The sequence below is a fragment of the Thermococcus marinus genome, assembly GCF_055389025.1.
The window spans coordinates 738,846-756,155 of the sequence record NZ_AP042417.1; the positions used below are offsets into that span (position 1 = coordinate 738,846).

12 protein-coding genes and 1 pseudogene are annotated in these 17,310 nt (G+C 54.2%); 8 read left to right on the plus strand and 5 right to left on the minus strand.

Annotated elements, in window-relative coordinates:
- Positions 1-31: 31 nt before the first annotated feature.
- Positions 32-2,254, minus strand: a complete 2,223-nt coding sequence (locus ACZ5ER_RS03940; protein ID WP_464934850.1) for an OB-fold nucleic acid binding domain-containing protein — start codon at positions 2,252-2,254, stop codon at positions 32-34.
- Between the two features lie 173 nt (positions 2,255-2,427).
- On the opposite strand from ACZ5ER_RS03940, the gene ACZ5ER_RS03945 reads away from it, so the two are divergent.
- The 4 genes from ACZ5ER_RS03945 to ACZ5ER_RS03960 all read left to right on the plus strand — a co-directional run bounded on the left by ACZ5ER_RS03945 (position 2,428) and on the right by ACZ5ER_RS03960 (position 7,051).
- On the plus strand, positions 2,428-4,656 hold the full coding sequence (locus ACZ5ER_RS03945) for a methyl-accepting chemotaxis protein (RefSeq protein WP_464934851.1): 2,229 nt from the start codon (positions 2,428-2,430) through the stop codon (positions 4,654-4,656).
- An 84-nt stretch (positions 4,657-4,740) separates the two neighbouring features.
- Positions 4,741-5,280: a DUF2391 family protein gene (locus ACZ5ER_RS03950; protein ID WP_169741389.1), complete on the plus strand. Its 540-nt coding sequence runs from the start codon at positions 4,741-4,743 to the stop codon at positions 5,278-5,280.
- The gene (locus tag ACZ5ER_RS03955) at positions 5,281-6,309 is read left to right on the plus strand and encodes a DUF3226 domain-containing protein (RefSeq protein WP_050002714.1); all 1,029 of its coding nucleotides are present in this window, start codon (positions 5,281-5,283) and stop codon (positions 6,307-6,309) included. It abuts the gene before it with no gap.
- Positions 6,310-6,349: 40 nt separating this feature from the next.
- Positions 6,350-7,051 (plus strand): HAD family hydrolase, encoded by a 702-nt coding sequence (locus tag ACZ5ER_RS03960; RefSeq protein WP_464935095.1) that lies wholly within the window; start codon positions 6,350-6,352, stop codon positions 7,049-7,051.
- Positions 7,052-7,064: 13 nt separating this feature from the next.
- Here ACZ5ER_RS03960 and ACZ5ER_RS03965 read toward each other — a convergent pair whose 3' ends face one another.
- Together ACZ5ER_RS03965 and ACZ5ER_RS03970 are read right to left on the minus strand one after the other, a co-directional pair.
- Positions 7,065-11,003, minus strand: a complete 3,939-nt coding sequence (locus tag ACZ5ER_RS03965; RefSeq protein ID WP_464934852.1) for a DNA polymerase domain-containing protein — start codon at positions 11,001-11,003, stop codon at positions 7,065-7,067.
- The gene (locus ACZ5ER_RS03970; protein WP_050002717.1) at positions 11,000-11,269 is read right to left on the minus strand and encodes a hypothetical protein; all 270 of its coding nucleotides are present in this window, start codon (positions 11,267-11,269) and stop codon (positions 11,000-11,002) included. The genes ACZ5ER_RS03965 and ACZ5ER_RS03970 overlap by 4 nt, the downstream gene beginning before the upstream one ends.
- An 80-nt stretch (positions 11,270-11,349) precedes the next feature.
- Here ACZ5ER_RS03970 and ACZ5ER_RS03975 point away from each other — a divergent pair, with 80 nt between their 5' ends.
- Positions 11,350-12,705 carry an RsmB/NOP family class I SAM-dependent RNA methyltransferase gene (locus ACZ5ER_RS03975; protein WP_464934853.1) on the plus strand — a complete coding sequence of 452 codons (1,356 nt, stop codon included), beginning with the start codon at positions 11,350-11,352 and terminating at the stop codon, positions 12,703-12,705.
- Here the strand turns inward: ACZ5ER_RS03975 and ACZ5ER_RS03980 are convergent.
- Positions 12,702-13,319 (minus strand): TIGR00296 family protein, encoded by a 618-nt coding sequence (locus tag ACZ5ER_RS03980; protein WP_050002719.1) that lies wholly within the window; start codon positions 13,317-13,319, stop codon positions 12,702-12,704. The two genes, ACZ5ER_RS03975 and ACZ5ER_RS03980, sit on opposite strands and share 4 nt — an antisense overlap.
- Before the next feature lie 95 nt (positions 13,320-13,414).
- On the opposite strand from ACZ5ER_RS03980, the gene ACZ5ER_RS03985 reads away from it, so the two are divergent.
- From ACZ5ER_RS03985 to ACZ5ER_RS03995, 3 genes are read left to right on the plus strand one after another with little or no spacing between them, the layout of a single operon-like run.
- Positions 13,415-13,741: an MTH1187 family thiamine-binding protein gene (locus tag ACZ5ER_RS03985; RefSeq protein ID WP_050002720.1), complete on the plus strand. Its 327-nt coding sequence runs from the start codon at positions 13,415-13,417 to the stop codon at positions 13,739-13,741.
- Complete coding sequence (locus ACZ5ER_RS03990; protein WP_464934855.1) at positions 13,716-14,882, plus strand: DUF373 family protein; 1,167 nt, start codon at positions 13,716-13,718, stop codon at positions 14,880-14,882. The genes ACZ5ER_RS03985 and ACZ5ER_RS03990 overlap by 26 nt, the downstream gene beginning before the upstream one ends.
- On the plus strand, positions 14,836-15,912 hold the full coding sequence (locus ACZ5ER_RS03995) for a hypothetical protein (RefSeq protein WP_464934856.1): 1,077 nt from the start codon (positions 14,836-14,838) through the stop codon (positions 15,910-15,912). The genes ACZ5ER_RS03990 and ACZ5ER_RS03995 overlap by 47 nt, the downstream gene beginning before the upstream one ends.
- Positions 15,913-15,922: 10 nt before the next feature.
- Here the strand turns inward: ACZ5ER_RS03995 and ACZ5ER_RS04000 are convergent.
- Positions 15,923-17,230: pseudogene (locus tag ACZ5ER_RS04000) on the minus strand (RNA-guided endonuclease InsQ/TnpB family protein).
- Between the last annotated feature and the right edge of the window lie 80 nt (positions 17,231-17,310).

Genomic DNA, 17,310 nt, shown 5'->3' on the forward strand with positions numbered 1-17,310 from the left:
AATATGAAAGAGGGGGTTAAAAAGGTTGGCCTCAGGCCTTCTTCAGCTTCACTATCTCCTTGGCGAACTCCTCAAGGACTTCCTTCCTCATGCCCTCGAAGAACTTTATCGAGCCTGCGTAGCTGTGGCCGCCACCCTCGATTCCAGCAGAGGGTAGCTTCTCCTGGAGCCTCGGGATTATGGCGTTGAGGTCGAAGTTGTATGCTGCCATCCCGTCGCTGGCCCTGACAACCGCGAAGTCCGGCCCGTAGGCGAGCGTGAGTATCGGCGAGTCCTCACCGTACTTCTCCTTGAAGTGGTCGTGGATGAGGCCGGAGAGCTTGCCCGGGCTCGGGTAGCTGAACTTCGGTGCGAAGAGCTCCACGTCTATTGTGTTGAACCTTACCCCGTTCGGCAGGACGACGCTCTTGACGTGCGGCAGGGACGCCTTCAGGGCCTTCTCCTGCTTCTCCTTGACCTCCGGGTAAATCGCGTTTATCAGCTGGCGGTGCCTCTGCAGGTTGCCCGTGAGGAGCAGAATCTCGTCTATTATGCCGTGTCCGTCCATGAACTTCCAGTAGAAGGCCTCGTGGTCTATGACCTCGGCGATCTTCTTCAGGTCTTCCTCGGTAAGGCCCTTAGCCTTCTTCGCTATCTCAAGGTACTGGTAGAACTCTGGAGCTTTGCTCCTGTCGCCGGTCCCGGCTATCGCTGGCAGGTGCTTTATCCTGTCCTCGACCCCTGGGTTGATGAAGCGGGCCACTTCAGTTGCAAGCATTCCCGCGGTGAGTTCGTAGTAGCCGCGCTTTATGTGGTGCGGGTTGACGTGGACGTCAACGTAGTCATCGACCTTGGCCTTGTCCTCGCTAACCCACTCGCGCGGGTCGTGGTGGTCTATGACAACTATCGGGACGCCGTAGGCCTTTATTCTCTTGTAGGCAGGAATGTCCTCGCTCGTTCCTCCGTTGTCCACTATCACGACGAGGGGGAGAGGGTCGCCGAACTTCTCGTGGTCTTCGACCATGAAGATTATGTCCTTGAGAACGTCCTCCAGTTCGTAGAACGGCGCCCTGCTGGGCCTGCGCTTGAAGAGCTTCCACCTGGCCTGCGGGTCTGGGGAGATGCTCTCTATCAGCGGGACTATCGCATATTCGAGGGCAAGCCCTGCGGTGTAGCCGTCGGCATCGGCGTGGTGCCTTAAAAGGATTGGCCTGCCCTCGTAGATGGCGCGCCTTATCATGAAGGCGGCCTTCATAATCTTCGGCTTGAGCTTCTCTAAGACCTCGCTCTGGACGAGGAAGCCAACGTCCTGCGGCTGGGCGCGCTTGTCGAGCTCGGCCTCTATCTGCTGCTTAACCCTCGCCGCATCGGGGCCCCAGAGCCTCGCCATGTCGCTGACTTCTATCTGGATTTCGCCGGAGTGGAACGCTATCTTCCCTACCACTTCCACGATGTCGCCGACGTTTATGTTCGGGTACGCCCTAACGCCCGGCGCCTCAAAGGCGGCCGCCCAGGTTATTCCGGTTCCGTCGGTTATCGTGAAGACCGTCGGTCCGCCGGTGACCTGTATCTGGGTAACCCTACCCTGCACCCTCACGGTCTTGCCGGCCATGTCCTTGCTGAGCTCGGCTATCGGGGTAACCGGGAGCTCCTTCTTAACGACAACTGTCTTGTAGTGCCTCTGCGGGGACTCGATGAGGTCTATCTCCCTCTTGTCTGGTCTCACGTCAAGGACCTGGACGATGATTTCGTCGCCGGGCTTGTACTCTCTCCCGCCGAGGAGGTCCTTTCTCTTTATCAGGCCAACGACGTGTGGGTTAAGCTTGACGAAGACGCCAAAGCGCTCTACCCTGTCAATTGTTCCCTTGTAGAGGCTTCCGACCTCAACGTCCTCGTAATCACAGGTCTTGTCGAGGATGTAAACGACCTTGTACTTCCTCAGGCAGTCCGGGCAGACCCATGTGGTCTCCATTCCGGGCTCCCAGGGCTCCTTTATCTTGCCGCAGATGTCACAGACGAGCACTTTGCCTGTCCCACCGCACGTCGGACAGGTCTCGTAAACCGGGACGGTGCCTTTGCCGTGACATTCAGGGCAGGGTATTTCATCTACCTCGTCCTCAACACCAAGGTAGTCCAGGTTCCTGTAACCCTTCAGCTTGTCTCCTATCTTGAAATCAGCCGGAACGTAGCCCCATCCCTCACAAACGGGGCACTCCTTCTCGCCTGCTTTTACCTTTCCAGTCCCGTGGCACTCAGGACAGTCCTTAACCGCCATCTTCTCACCCGGCTAAGGTTGAGGTTTCAGCTTAAAAACGTTAAGCAGGTTCGGACTGTTTTCATCTTTGTTTGGTGGTTCGAACCTACACAATGTCCTACACAAATCGCTTAAAAAATTTCATGTATTATTTCTCATTAGGTGGTGACAGTGTGCCCGTGGGGTGATTGGCTTTGAGGTTCAGACAAAAGTTGTACCTGGTCGTTTTTGGGACTGCCATAGTCATAATGCTCATCATGGCACTTGCACAAATTCGGGGAATCGAAGCGATGGGGGCCTCGATGGAGAAAACAATGGGACCGACGATGAGGGAGCAGGCCAGGAAGATTGCCCTCCTTGAGAGCGAGAAGTACGCCCTCATGATAGACGAAAGGCTCCACCCCCTTAAGCTTGTGGCGGATTCTTATGCCAGTGCAATAGGAACCGAGTATATGATGGAGGAATACATACCCCACTACTCGCAGACGGATAATTTCTGGAACATCGTTAAGAAGAAGCTGAATGAACTCAAGGCCTCGGACGATTCCATAATAAATGCTTATTACGCCGATAGGAATGGGAGGCTGGAGATAGTCCCTCCAGCAGAGCTTCCTCAGGATTTCGACGCGACGAAATCTGTTTGGTATCAGCGGGCCGCAGAGGAGGGCCAGTTCTGGATGGAGCCGTACACAGACATAATCACGAACAAGACTGTCATAAGCTACATAACACCCGTCTACTACAACGGTGATTTGAAGGGCGTTCTGGGTGTTGATATTGACTTCTCAGCCCTCCACAAGGAAATGACTTCCACCAGAATCGGCGAGACCGGTTATCTTTTTGTCATAAGTCACAACGGAACCGTTGTAATTCACCCCAACGCTGAGCTTATTGGCAGTGTGAACATCTTTACCGATGAAAAGTATTCCGGGCTCGCCAGTGCGGTGAAGGGCAATGAGAAGGGCGTCGTTGAGGCTGAACTCGACGGAAAGACCATGGTGATGGCCTTCGCGAGGAGCGAGGTTACCGGCTGGACGATAGTTGCAGTTGCCCCAGAAGACGAGCTTATCGGTGCACTGGTGACATCCCTTGACAACGCTAAGTCCGAGGCCTCGAAGAACCTCATTTTCAGCATCGGCCTTGCCTCGCTTATAGCCTTCGGCCTCGTGCTCGCGGGCGTTCAGTACCTCAGAAAAGCGTTGAAGCCAATAGAAGAGCTCACGAACGCAGCGGAGCTGATAGCCCAGGGCAGGCTCGAGGAGGCAAAGGAGCTCGTTGGTTCCATTGACTACCCCTACCGCGACGATGAGATTGGAAAGCTCCTTACCGCGTTTGAGGCAATCTCGCGCGACGTTATTGGAACCCTCAACGGCGTCATCCAGAAGCTCGAACGCCTCGCTGAGGGTGACCTGAGCAACGGCTTGAGTGTCGAGGCCAAGGGGGATTTGATGGAAATAATAACGGCTCTGCGCGAGACATCGGCTAAGATGAGGACGCTGATAGGCAACATCCGCCACATCGGTTTGTTACTCGACCAGCAGGCAAGCGAACTGGCGCAGATTGCTGAAAACGTTCGCGGTTCGATGGAGCAGGTTGGCGAGGCCATAGAGCAGGTCAGCGTCGAAGCCCAGAGACAGCAGGAGAGCATCAACGAGATTACCGAGGGAATGCGCCTCGTTGCCCAGGTTACCGAAGAAACTTCGAGCATAATGGAGGAGTTCGAGAAGGCCGTGGAGGATGTAACGAGGACGGCATCTGAGGGTGGACGGAAGGGTGACGAGGCCATACGGGACGTTGAGAGCATCAAGCGCTCGATGGACTTCATTGACGAGGCGGTGAGGGCTGTAAGTGAGATGAGCAAGAGGATAGGTGAGATAACCCAGACGATAGGGAACATCGCCGAGCAGACGAACCTTCTGGCTTTGAATGCCGCGATAGAGGCGGCACGTGCTGGGGACGCAGGAAAGGGCTTTGCGGTAGTTGCCCAGGAAATCCGCGGTCTGGCCGAGGAGAGCAAGGAGGCCGCCGAGAAAATACGCGAAATCATAGCCGAGATGGACGAGAAGGTCAGGAGGGCCGTTGAGGAAACGAAGAAAGGCGTTGACACGGTTTCAAACTCGACCGAGACCCTCAAGGAGAGCCTCGGCTACCTCGGATACGTAGCGGAGATGATTGGCTCGATAGGCGAAAGGGTCTCTGAGGTAAAGGAGCAGGCCGAGAGGACGAAGGAGGAAGTCGAGAAGGCCCTTAGGGCCCTTGAGAACCTCGCCGCGAGCGCCGAAGAGACAACCGCCTCTGCCGAGGAGGTCAGCTCGGCGATGCAGGAGCAGAGGGCTGAGATAGAGGCCCTGAGCGAAGAGGCCAGGAAGCTCAAGGAGATAGCGCGGGAGCTCCGCGAGAACGTGGAGCAGTTCCGCCTTTGATTCTTTATGTTTTCCCTTTGGAGTCCTGGTTTTGTTTTCCGTATTGTTAACCTTTATAACCTCCCCCGTGAAGTGATTCTCGCGATGATGAGTGAATCCAATGCTGATGAGATGATGAGCCCCAAACCTGAGCACTGGATTGACGAAGAGCGGCAGGCGAGAATGGAGATGCGTCTTGAGGAGTTGTACTCGAGTATCGAGGAGCTAAAGAGAGAAAACGAAGCCAGGAATGCCCCGGATAAGCTCGGCTGGGACGACATTGCGCAGGAGATAGTCGGTGCCGTTACCTTCGCCCTCCCGTTCCTCTTCACGGCGGAGCTCTGGGACATAGCCAAGGATATATCAATCGAGCGCTCCTTTCTGGTATTCCTTATGACTCTCGGCCTGGCATACCTGTTCATAGTTAAATCCAGGATAGGGAACCTGAAGAAGGAGGAGCTCTTCCACATCCCCAAGAGGCTCCTGACTGTCACGGGGATATCATATTTCATATCCGCCGTTCTGATATACATTTATGGGATAAACGGCCTGGCGCACTTCACTCCCGGCCAGTACATCAACGCGACCATACTCGTAAGCACCTTCGCCGTGATAGGAGCAATAACAGTGGATATGGTGAAGTGAATGAAGTTAATAACCGGAAAAAAGTGGGAAGGCTTTGCTGGTGAAAACGCCGTTCTGTTCCCCGAATACCAAAAGAACAGGGACGAGCTCGCCGATTTCGTGAACTCCCTTACGGGAGATGAGACCGTCGTTACAGCGAGCCTTGAGCTGGTTGACTTAATCGCCTGGAAGTTCAGGAAGGGCGATGAAAACGTTCTGATATACTCCGACACGAGCAAAAGCCTGACCCTCAAAGAGGTCTATGAGCTGAGGAAGTACCTCGACTTCGACGTCCGCGGCGGTTTTTCCGGAGAAAACGCCCGGACGGGCGTCCTCTTCGTCGAGGGAAAGACCGACTCCAAGTTCTTCAAGGCCGTCTTCAAGAAGCTCTTCGAGTTCAGAGAGAGCCGGGAAGTCCCCTACAGCCTGCGCTTTATTGAGCGGGTCTTTGAGCGCGACAACTTCGACCTGCTGGGGCGCGAGGACGGTGTTTTTCTCGCGGTTATCCCCAGTGAGGGCAACTCCGGGGTGATAAGGAACCTCGGCAACTTCCTCAGGGCTATGGAGGTCTTTGATTTCACGGTCGAGAGGCTCGGCGTGGCGATAGACATAGATGAGGACAGGGAGGCGGCCCTGGCGTCCATAGCCGGAAAGCTCTCCGGGTTCGAGCATCAGAAAACTCCCCTCGGCTACCTCGTCGGAAAAACCGAAGTGATTCCGCTGATAATCGGTCTCCCCTTTGAGGACGAGCTGATAGAGTGGAAAAAGCCCACAGTCGAGGACTTGATGCTCCACCTCATATCGAGGGAGGGTCTGCTTGAGAAGATAAAACCGGGGCTCAGGGCCCTAAATGAGAGCCTCGGGAGGAAGCTCAGGCCGAAGGAGGTAATGTACCTCGCACTCTCTGCCTACGGCCACTGGGGCAACCTTGAGGGCTTCTACGAGCTGTTCGTCATGCGCTCCCGCTTCAGGAACCTCAAGGCAGTTTTGAGAGAGGCGGGCCTCATGGAGGGTCTCACATACCTCGCATGGAGGGAGAGGGGCCGTTGAGTTTTTAATTTCCGGCGGGGAATTCAGACCGGTGGTGGAGATGAAGCTCGTTTCATTCGACGTCTGGAACACCCTCTTGGACATCAACGTCATGCTCGACGCGATGGCCGTTGAGCTGTCCAAGCTTATGGGGACGTGCATCGTCGACGTCGTCGAGGGGATGATTGCCACCCGCGAGAGGATAAAGCGCATGAGGGCAGAGACCACTGGAGACCCGGCAAGGGCCCTTGAGGAGAGCCAAGAGATGCTGGCTGAGCTTCTAGGAACGGACATCGAGATTGTGAGAAGGGCTGCTGCGAGGGCTACCCTCAACGTCGGCGATGAGATAGTCCTTCCGGGGGCGAAGAAGGCCCTTGAGGGTGTCAAGAAGAAGGGCCTAACGGTCACGGTTACCGGCAACGTGATGTTCTGGCCGGGCTCATACACGCGCCTCCTGCTGGAGCGCTTCGGGCTGATGGGCTTCATAGACAGGACTTTCTTCGCCGACGAGGTTTTCGCCTACAAACCGATGCCGGAGATGTTCGGAAAGCCGCTGGAGACCTTCGGCGTGAAGCCGGGGGAGGCGATTCACATCGGGGACACCTACGCCGAGGACTTCGAGGGTGCGCTGAGGGCAGGAATGTGGGGGGTCTGGATTAATCCTGAGGCTGAAGAGCCCAGGAAAATCCACGAGAGGGGCTTTGAGGTGCCGAGCGTTGAGGGGATTCTAAAGGTGCTGGAAAAAATAAATGAAAAAGGTTGATAGTGGTTTGCTTTCACTTCTTTCCCTTCGGCTTCAGCCACGCGCTCAAACCCACCTGCTTCGTCTTCTGGTAGCGCAAATCCTCCTTCCTGTAGCCGAAGGCCCTGAGAATCCTCTCAACGGCGGGAAGAACCTGGTTTTCGATGTAGTATTCGGCGTCGTACTTGTGCTTCGTCGGGTCGAACTCGTCAGCCGGAATCGCCCTGTCGCCTATCCTACCAGAGCCCTTTAGGACGATGTAGCTTATCACCGTTCCAGGACGGATTTTCACTCCCCTCGCCGCGAGGCGCTTTGCTACTGCAACGTGTGGACCTGTGGCTTTGTAATCCTTCAAATCGCGTGTTATCTGCTCGTGGATTACGAGCTTCTCGGGCGGGACTTCATACTTGCTCAGCTTTTCGGTCACCTCCTTGACTATCCTGACTGCTTTTTCGACGTCACCGTGCTTAAGTATCGCCTCAAGAACCCTCGCCTGCGTCTCCTTCGCTATCTCGCTCCAGTCACGCCTCACAATCTCCAGCCCGCGCGTGGTTATCTTGCCCTCCTCGTCTATGACCGCGTACTTCTTCTTCGTGACGAAGAACCCCCTCACGTAGAAGCCCTCGTACTCAAGTTCGAGCAGGCCGGGCAGTTTGGCGTTGATGTACTTGAGGAACTCCTTGGCCTTCTTTTTCACAGTTTCTGCATCTGCTCCTGGTATTGTGGCAAAAAATCCATCAGTGTCTGCGTAAAGCACTTTGAAGCCAAACTTTTCCTCTATTTCATGAATTGTGGTCTCTATGTACTCCCTTCCCCACGCGGTCACGCTCTCGGCGCACTCCCTGCAGTACCAGCGGGCCTTGGCGTAGCCGTAGTAGCCGTAGTAACTGTTGTGCGCGTAGAGGAATCCAAAGCCCGCCAGAAAGTTCTCGTCCTCCTCAACGCTCAGGTCGTAGACGTAGCCTTCATAGTTCATCTTTTTGACTTCCACGACCTTATCGAGGATGATGTCCCCACTGATAAGCCATTCTATTCTCTTGGCCTTCTCCCCCTCGAGTTTTTCACTCTCAACGAGCTCTTGGAACTTTTCGTAGCTCATATTCCTTTGGAAGACCTTACCGAACGTTTCCTCAAGCACTTCCTTTGGAATAACGTGGGAGTAGTAGGCGTTTTTCTTCTTTTTGTACCCCGTGAAAGGAAGTTCCTCGTTCACGTAGACCCTGTAAACTCCGCTGTCGTGCCCGAGCTTAACCGCTGAAACGCCGAGCGAATTGAGGAGAAGGACGAGACCGTTTGCAAGGAGCTCGCTTTTCGTTGAGAGCCTGACCCTCTTGCTCGGGTGGACGTCCCCGTCTCCTATGAAGTACCCCTCAAGGAACGCCCACCTGACGTCTTCCGGCGACGTGAAAATTACCTCTGGAACCCTCTTGTTCTCGGCCAAGGTGCCGCAGAGGCTCTCAAAGATTATATAAGCCATCTTCCTTGGGATTTCAACGTAGTTCCTTCCGCGCCGGGCCTTTCCAAAGAACTCCCTCGCGAGGTTCTCCATGTCATCAAGAACTCTCTCGTCCTCGTTGTAGAGCTTCACGGTGTAGCTCCACCCGTTTTTCTGGTTCCTCTGCTTGCCCGCGTAGCCCTCGCTCACGTAGTAGCCGAGGAGCTTTGCAAAGTCTTCGTCAACCTCAATGAGTGGCTTTATTCTGAAGCCGTTCCTCGTCCCCACCTGCCACTCATTGAGTTCTTCCTCTGGCATAAGGGAAATAACATCGCGAACGGCGTTGAATTCTATAAGGTATTCTCTTTTGTTGCCATTGTAACGAACGACCTCAGCTAAGCGCTCGTAAAGTTTCCTGTACCTTTTGAGTCCTTCTCTATCAATGATCTCATAGCCGATTTTTCTCAGCTTTACGTAGCCGAGGCCTTCGAGGTGTCTCAGGTAGCGCCTCGCAGTTCTCGGTCTCTTTTCCTCCCCAAAAATCCAGCGAAGGGTTCTCAGCATTCCCTTGAAGAAATTCTTTCTGCCCTTTGCTGGAATCGTAAGGATTATGTCCTCCGTTTCTTCCTCAGGCAGTTTTAGGAGGAGTTCAACAAGGTCCAGCCGTTCATACCTCTCGGGCAGGTGCACGCGTCTTGGAACCGCGAGGAGGTCTCCAGCCTTAATTTCTTCACCAGGCACTTCGACGAGCTCTCCATTTCTGTACGCGAAAAGGCTGTGGCCTTTGGTTACTGTTATCTTCCTTCCTGAACTCAGGGTTATTTTGTAGACATCTCCTGAATAGCGGTGCCTTATCACGGCCTTCACGGGCATTAAGCGGGCTTTCTTCGTCTTCCTGTCAAAGGAGACCGCGCGAATTCCGCTGACTTCAAGAACCTCAGTGTTTCCGTCCCTTTTGGCCCTTCCCTTTTCGTCCTTCATGAGTCCATCCACGAACTCGCCAATCCTGACGAGCTTGACTTTTCCGTTCTCAACTACCGGAATCCATTCCTCTGGCAGGAGGCTGTTCGCCAGGATTTTGATAGCCCTCTGCCTGTAATCGAGGATTTTCTTCTCCAGCGGGTCTATTGTGGCCTTCATCTTTTTCTTTATCTTCTGTCTCTCCTCAAGCAGGTCGCCGAGGAGACTTGGTATGAAGCCTGGAAAGTCCTTACAAAAGCGGTGCCCAACCTCTGGGGCGACGTCGTACTCTTTACAGCCCTCGCGGTTGAGGGTGTCCGGCGAGACGTTGTGGGTTATGATGATTGAGGGGTATAGGCTCATGAAATCTAGGTAGACAATGTTCTCCCACAGCCCGCGCTCGGGCTCCTTAACGTACCCACCCGCGTAGCTCTCGCGCCGTCTCGCGAGCTCCCTCTCGTCGGGCTTGTTTGGGGCCAGTTCGTTCCTCTCGTAGGCCTTCCGCAGAAGGAACCACTCAACCAGGTTGCCCGTGCTCGAGCGCGAGACGTCCCAGAGGCTCTGGCCTATGAGCCTTGAAAGCTGGGCCTCCATCGGAAAGAACTCCCTTCCGAGCTCGTAGGTCACCTTCGCGTCCTCCATCGAGTAGCGGGCAACCCTTTCAAGGCCCTCCCCGCTCTCCCAGGCCTCTGTTATCTCCTCGGCGTAAACCTTCTCCTTAGGCTTTCCAAAGACGGCCTCGTACACTGCCTCAAGGGTGTAAGTCGGGAGGTTTATCGTGCGCCTTATGACTGGATAGAGGTCAAAGTGAATCCTGCCCTTTACCTCGACGGCAAAGCGGTCGCCCATGCGCTGGATTTTCGGCTCGCTTCCGTCTCTCCCGAGCGTGAACTTTATCCCGAGTTTCTCACAGCGCTTTTTTAGATAAGCGAAGTCGAAGTTGTCGCCGTTGTAGGTGATGAGCACGTCGGGGTCCTTCTCCTTGACGACGCGGAGGAAGCGCTTAATCATCTCCTTCTCGGTCGAAACGACCTCAACGTACGGAAGGTCAATCCTCTTCCAGGTTATCACCCTTGCCTCGTTCTCGTCGGCGTAGCTTATCATGAGAATCGGTCCGGTTCCAAACTCCTCACCCTCATGGTAGAGCGTCTCGATGTCGAAGGCGAGCATCGTGAGCTCCTCGTCGCCCTCCATCGGAATCAGGCCCTTGTCGATGAGGTAGCGCTTGGCGAAGGGTATGTCGTACTCGTAGATGTCCACAACGGCCGGATGCTCCCTAATCTTGTCTCGAATCGCTGGAACGTCCTGAGGGTGCGTGAAGTAGAGCTTCCAGACCTCTATCGGCCTGCCGAGGAACTTCCTCTGCACCTTCTCGGCGCGCTTCACCTTCACGACCGTCCCATGCCTTTTGGCGGTTACTTTCTTCACGTCTTCTATTGCTGAATCGTCCTTCAGGAGGGCGTAGAAGTAGGGCTCGAAGGTTCTGTCGTACTCGATTTTAAACTCGCCGTTCTCCTTCTTGAAGACCCTTATCACAGGCTTCCCGTTCTCGGTGATGTAGTCGGTATCGAGAATCATGACAACTCACCACGCAGGTTGTTCAAAATCCGGTGGGCGCTCTCACTCTCAAGCCTCGCCTCCTCCTCATCGAGAAGGGAGTACTCAACGCCAAGCTTGTCAAGGAGAAACGCAAGTTCATCTAACCTCATATCGAGCAACTCTGCGGCTTTCTCAAACGTTATCTGGTGGCTTACGAGCAGTCCAATCACCTTTAGGAAGCGCTCTTTCTCACGGTAGTCTTTGAACAGGGGAAAGTTAAAGACCAGCCTGTCAACCTCTTCCATGCTCCCACCGTTATGAAATTGCACTCGGGACTAATAAACCTCACCGCCACCTTTTTAAAGCGCCCCGCGAAGGGCCGAGCATGGAGCTGTTTTACAGGGTGAGCTTTCAGGAAGTCGTGGCCGATGCTCTAAGCTTAGTTGAGGAGCGCGAGCTTTCATCGAAGCACGCCCTTGAGCGGGTCTTCCGGAAGGTTGCCGGAAAGGACAGGGAGAAGGCGAGGGGATTGGCTCACGCCTACGTATTCGAGATTGAGAAGTGGAGGGCCAAGATAGACTTCATAATCAACTCCGTGCTGAAGGGTTCGAAGGTGGAAGACCTTGACCCCTACCTTGCTAATCTCCTCCGCATAGGGACATTTGAAATCCACTTCCGGAAAGTCCCTCCGGCCATAGCCACCGACTCGATAATCCGCGTCGTCAAGGAGCGCTTCGACTTCTCCCGCGCCAAGTTCGTCAACGCGCTGATGCACTCGATAGAGAAGTTCGACGTGGGGAGGGCCTTAAAACGGCTCAAGGAGAGGGATAGAGTTGAGTGGCTCTCGGTTCGCTTCTCCCACCCGCGCTGGTACGTCGAATACGTGATAGAGCTTTTAGGCTATGACGAAGCGGTAAGGCTTCTCCTCAGCAACAACCGACCGCAGAGGTACTACGTCCGCGCGAACACCCTCAAGACCGACGTGGACTCCCTCCGAGATTACCTTGAGGAGAACGGCGTGAGAACAGCCCTAACACCCGTTCCGGACGTTCTGAAGGTTCTTGACTATAAGACGCCGGTGACGAGGCTCGACTGGTACAAAGAGGGGAAGTTCGTCATTCAAGATTTGGCCTCTGCCTACGTTGCCCACGTTCTGGCCCCGGAACCAGGCGAGAGGGTTCTCGACCTGGCGGCCGCGCCGGGGAGCAAGACCTTCCATGCCGCCGCATTGATGGAGAACAAGGGCGAGATAGTCGCGGTGGACTACTCCTACGACAGGTTGATGCGCATGAAGGAGAAGATGAAGATTCTGGGCATCAAAAACGTCAAGCTGGTTCACGCGGACGGCCAGAGCTTCAGGGATAAGGCCAAGTTCGATAGGATAATCCTCGACGCGCCGTGCTCAAGCTCCGGAACCTACAGGCAGTTCCCCGAGGTCAAGTGGCGCTTTGACGAGAGGAAAATTAAGCGCATAATAAGCGTCCAGAGGAACATGCTCCGCAACGCGTACGAGAACCTCCGCGATGGCGGTGAGATGACCTACTCGACGTGCTCGATTAGGGTTGATGAAGACGAGGAGAACGTGCTCTTTGCAATTGAAAAAGTTGGGCTTGAACTGCTGGACTACGATTTCAGCTGGGGCGATAGGGGCTTCCTCGAAATCGGCGATAAAGTCTTCCGCGCGTGGACGCACAGGCACGACTGCAACAGCTTCTTCATAGCGAAGATGGGAAAGGGTTAAACCACCGGCTTCCTCCTCACCTGCCCCCTCGGGTACTCCTCCTCAAAAATCTCCGCGGTGAAGCGGTAGACCTTTGTATCTGGATCGAGCCAGCAGTCGGGCGGTAGACCGGCCTTCCAGCAGGTCTGAGCTAAGAACTCCTCCTCGTCCCAGCCCCACTCCACCGGCACCTGCGGGAGAAGTAGGCCGGAGTAAATACCCTTCTCGATTATCAGGCCGTCCCTGCCGACCTGTATCTTCCTCGGCCTCTCCTCCGGGGGCCCTTCCACCGGCTCCGGTGGTGTTAAAACACTGACTTCCACCGTCAGCTCGTCGAGCTCCTCAGGCCTAACCGGCGGGAACCGGGGGTCTTCGACGGCGGCATGAATGGCCGCTTTAATCGTCGCCTCGACCAGCGGATAAACCGGCAGTGGGAAGCCTATGCACCCGCGGAGCGCCATCTGTGGCGGGACGTTGTGGCGGTTGAGGGTCACGAAGACTCCCATCTTCTCCCAGAGCTCCGGCGGTGTGTCCTCTGGAGGTTCGATTACTCTTCCGTTCCTCACGTACTCCTCGATGGCTTTCCTCGCGAGCCTGACGAGGAACTCGCCCCACTCGTCCTTAATCCTGTACATCAGCACCACCCTAACTGGTATTTGGCGTAAAGAGTTATTTAACTTTCCCGCAAAGTTTAAAAAATTGCCGAAAAAAGATAAGTCGGGTGTCGAAAGTGGTGATAGTCGAGTTCGTCATCGTGCCCCTCGGCGAAAAAAGCCTGAGCCGGTACGTTGCAGAGGTAGTAAAGCTTTTAGAGAGGAAGGGAGTTAAGTATCAATTGACGCCGATGGCGACCATCATAGAGGTTCCAACCGTGAAGGAGGCATTCGCAATAATCGAGGAGGCCCACGAGCTCATGTTCAGGCTCGGCGCCGAGAGGGTCTCGACGACCGTGCGGATTGACGACAGACGCGACAAGGAGAGGCACATGGAGGACAAGGTCAAATCCGTAATGGCCAAGGTGAGGGGTGAGGATGAGGGTTCTCGTTCTGGCCATTGACCGTGATGACGATTTCGGCAAAAAGGCGGGCGTTAAGGGGCCCGTCATAGGGCGAGACGCCTGCTTAGACGCCGCCCTAAAGCTCAGCCTGGCCGACCCGGAGGACAGCGACGCGAACGTCGTCTATGCGGCCGTTAAGCTGAGGGACGAGCTTGAGGAGAAGGGGGAGTTCGACGAGGTTGAGGTTGCGATAATCACCGGCCACCCGAAGGTCGGCCTGAAGAGCGACATGGAGCTTGCAAGGCAGCTTGATGAAGTCCTTAAGGTCTTCCCGGCTGACGGGGTCATTCCTGTCACCGATGGCGCTGAGGACGAGCAGATTTTCCCGATAATCTCGTCCAAAGTCCCGATAATAACCTCCCACCGCGTCGTCGTCAAGCAGAGCCCCGGCATCGAGACGACGTGGTACATCATCGCCAAGTATATGAAAGAAATCCTGAGCGACCCCGAGGTCGCGCGCGTTGTCTTCGGTATTCCGGGCCTGATGGCTCTGCTCTACGGAATGGCAAAGCTCGTTGGTGTATGGTACCCCGAGAGCGAAAAGATAGTCTCAACCGTGATATGGGGAACTATCCTTCTGATAATTGGCGGGATATTCTTCTCAAAGGGGTTCAATATCAGTCCCGGGCACATATTTACAGCCCTCAGACAAGCTGTCGTTGAGCAGTTTATTGTAGTGCTGTCATTTGTCTCCGGCCTGCTCATTATCGTCAGCGGTGCAATTAACGCGTACCTCAACCTGGAGAGCTATTCGCTCAAGCTGATTGGTAGTTACCCGGGGACGTCCCTCTTGGCGACGCTGATTTACCTGAACGCTCTCTCATCTTCAATTGCCATAGGCATCGCCGTGATGGTGAGTGGCAAGGTTATCCACGCATACCTCAAGAGGGATCGCCACATCTGGTACTACGTCTCGGCCCTGCTCATGACCCCCGCGCTGTGGGTGACCGTAGACCTCACCACACGCTACGCGCTGGCGATACTGACGATATCGGACATAGACGTCTTCCAGAAACTGCTGTTTGCGATATTTGACGTCGCGCTGGCGGTTGTGGTCGGCGTATACCTCCGTGGAAAAGTTAAGGGATGGATGGATGTTGAAGCTAAACGAAGCAATACGCGAGTACGAGCTAAGGCGTGAAGAGGGCCTGAAAGAGGCCGAAAAGCTCCGGAAAAAGTACGACAAATGGCTCGGCAAAAAGAAGAAAGAGCTCCTCAAGGCCGTTGAGAAGCTCGAAAAGGCCAGGCCCCCAAAGAAAGTTGATGAGAAGCTCCTTCAGATAGTTGAGACGGACAGAAGGAACTACGTAAACGCGATAAGGCACGCCCTTGAGGGCATACAGACGATAGACGACCTCGGAAAGCGGCTCCAGGATCTGGCGAAAGTCCACTTCGACTACGGGAAGCACGTCATAATCCTTTTTGAAAAAGAGGTTTACGCCATCAACTCCCTTTTGAAGGAGCTCACTGAGGGCTACGCCAAGTTTAGGAGCGAGCTTGAAGAAAGCATTCCGCCAAAGATTGATGTCGTTGCAAAACTTGAGGAGCTCAGAGAGACCCACAGGGAATTCCTGGAGAAAAGGGAGGCCATTTCTAGGCTCGCACGCAAGCTCGAGGAGCTGAGGAGCAATCTTGAGTATGTTGTATCGTCCGAGGAGTTCGTGGAAACAAACAGGGAAATCCAAGATATCTCCAAAGAAATCCGCTCGGTTGAACTTGAGCTCCGCTCAAAAGTCTCGAAGCTCCAGAAGCCTCTGAAGAGAATGCGTCTCGGCGGGATAGCAGACGAGGTCGCCAGGGACAGCGGGGTTGCCCTTGAAAGGCCGGACGAGTTCCTTTCGCTTCTCAAGGCGGTGTACCCAAAGCTCGACGGCAAAGCCCAAAAATCCGCCAAGTGGCTGATGGAAAACTTTGAAGAAAGGCTCTCCGAGATGTCAGCCCTTCGTTCAAAGCTGGAAGAGCTCAGCAAAAGGCGGGAAGAAATTTTGGGGGACACCGCGCAGGTTCAGGCCGAGTTCCAGGCCATAGAGCGGGAGCTGTCCATTCTGGCAGAGGACGTCAAGAAACTTGAGAAAAAACTGCTGAGGCTTGAAAATGAGCTGAAGGCGGAACTGGAAAAGCTTGAGGCTTACCTGGGGGAGCGCATCGAGCTGACCTCCTCCCCGCCCTGAAGGACGAGGGTCAGTCCCTCGCCATGGACGGAGAGGTTCGAGGGGCCTCATTCAGGCCCAATTCAAAGCGGGCTTTCAGCCCCTCTGGCCGGGCCTCCGGCCAATTACCCCTACCTGCCGTTAAACCCTGCAGGCTTAGGGTTATAGTTTTCACAACCTTCTTTAAAATGTTGAAAGCTCCAACCAAGTCAGCGTTAAAAACAAGCCCCGTTGCGGGACACTCAAACAAACCGCGGACGAAGCGAGCCCCTTCGTGAGGCCTCCCGCAAGCAGGGCAAGTCCGAGAAGTGAAAGCCTCATCAACAACCACAACCTCAATACCATATTCTTCAGCAACCTCAGTCAAACGTTTAATCACGTGATTAAACCGCCAAACGTGGGAGATGATGAAATTCTGCTTTTTACCTCTGTCGGAGTTTCTGGCAATCCCCCTCGGGTAGCCAACGACAATTCTTGAAACTCCTAAGTCGTAGAGTTTCCTAACCGTTTGTCTTACTGCCGTGTTGATGTAGTGTTTCGCCTGAAGTTTAGCCTTCCCGTGCATTCTTTTGAGTTTTCTGCTCGCTTTAGCTCCAGACTTGTTGAGTCTTGACTGGTAATCGGCAATCCGCTTTTGCCAGTAAAAGTCAATACTCTTCAACGGCCTACCGTTAACGAGGAAGCTTTTCCCGTTTTCAACGTAAACGGCCATTAGGTTGTTTACGCCCAAGTCAATCCCCGCTGAAAGATTTCCTTTCGGCTTTCTTGGGAGTTTAACCCATTCCCTACCCTCAAGTTTTTCCTTGACAGTAAGGCTGATGTGAGCATACCACTTCCTTTTCACGTCGTCATAGGTTATTTCCAAGCGTCCTTGCTTACCCTTCAAGTGTATCCTGCCCTTAAACTGAACTTCCAGCTTTTTGAATTTGCCAAGGCCTTTCAGAATCAGCTTGTTTCCCTCGATTCTGTACTGGTCGTTCCGGAGGACGATTAAGGGCTTTCTTCTCCCATCTTCCTTCAAGTAGTTTGGTGGTTTTGGCTTAAGTCAGTTGGGGAGTTCTCCGTTCCGCTTTTTTCGGAGGAGGGAGAAGAAACTCCACCAAGCTTCGGCGTTTTTCCTCGCTATTTGCTGGACTGTTGCAGAGCCGATTTCGTGCTTAAACTCCCCATAAACGGTTTTCTCAGTCTTGTTAAAGTCCACGATTTTGTTTTGGAAGTATTGTTGGCGCCTCAAGTAGTTTACTCGGTTCCAAGCCTTGGCCCCAATGTTGGCTAACTCAAAGAGTGTCTTCTCCTGTTCTTTTGAGGGCTGGAGTTTGAAGGTTATTGAACGCTTCATTTCAATTGATAGTATGAATTTTAGGCTTTAAACTAGTTTCGCTCGTTGGGTTTACCACTTCCCCGCCGTGAACGGCAAGG

What these genes read in the sequence shown, in the direction of transcription:
- ACZ5ER_RS03965 (WP_464934852.1), bottom strand. Translation starts at nt 11,003, where the DNA reads ATGATTCTCGATACCGACTACATCACCGAGAACGGGAAGCCTGTGATA.
- ACZ5ER_RS03995 (WP_464934856.1), top strand. Translation starts at nt 14,836, where the DNA reads ATGTTGAAGCTAAACGAAGCAATACGCGAGTACGAGCTAAGGCGTGAA.
- ACZ5ER_RS03990 (WP_464934855.1), top strand. Translation starts at nt 13,716, where the DNA reads ATGAGGGTTCTCGTTCTGGCCATTGACCGTGATGACGATTTCGGCAAA.
- ACZ5ER_RS03960 (WP_464935095.1), top strand. Translation starts at nt 6,350, where the DNA reads ATGAAGCTCGTTTCATTCGACGTCTGGAACACCCTCTTGGACATCAAC.
- ACZ5ER_RS03970 (WP_050002717.1), bottom strand. Translation starts at nt 11,269, where the DNA reads ATGGAAGAGGTTGACAGGCTGGTCTTTAACTTTCCCCTGTTCAAAGAC.
- ACZ5ER_RS03955 (WP_050002714.1), top strand. Translation starts at nt 5,281, where the DNA reads ATGAAGTTAATAACCGGAAAAAAGTGGGAAGGCTTTGCTGGTGAAAAC.
- ACZ5ER_RS03980 (WP_050002719.1), bottom strand. Translation starts at nt 13,319, where the DNA reads ATGTACAGGATTAAGGACGAGTGGGGCGAGTTCCTCGTCAGGCTCGCG.
- ACZ5ER_RS03940 (WP_464934850.1), bottom strand. Translation starts at nt 2,254, where the DNA reads ATGGCGGTTAAGGACTGTCCTGAGTGCCACGGGACTGGAAAGGTAAAA.
- ACZ5ER_RS03950 (WP_169741389.1), top strand. Translation starts at nt 4,741, where the DNA reads ATGATGAGTGAATCCAATGCTGATGAGATGATGAGCCCCAAACCTGAG.
- ACZ5ER_RS03975 (WP_464934853.1), top strand. Translation starts at nt 11,350, where the DNA reads ATGGAGCTGTTTTACAGGGTGAGCTTTCAGGAAGTCGTGGCCGATGCT.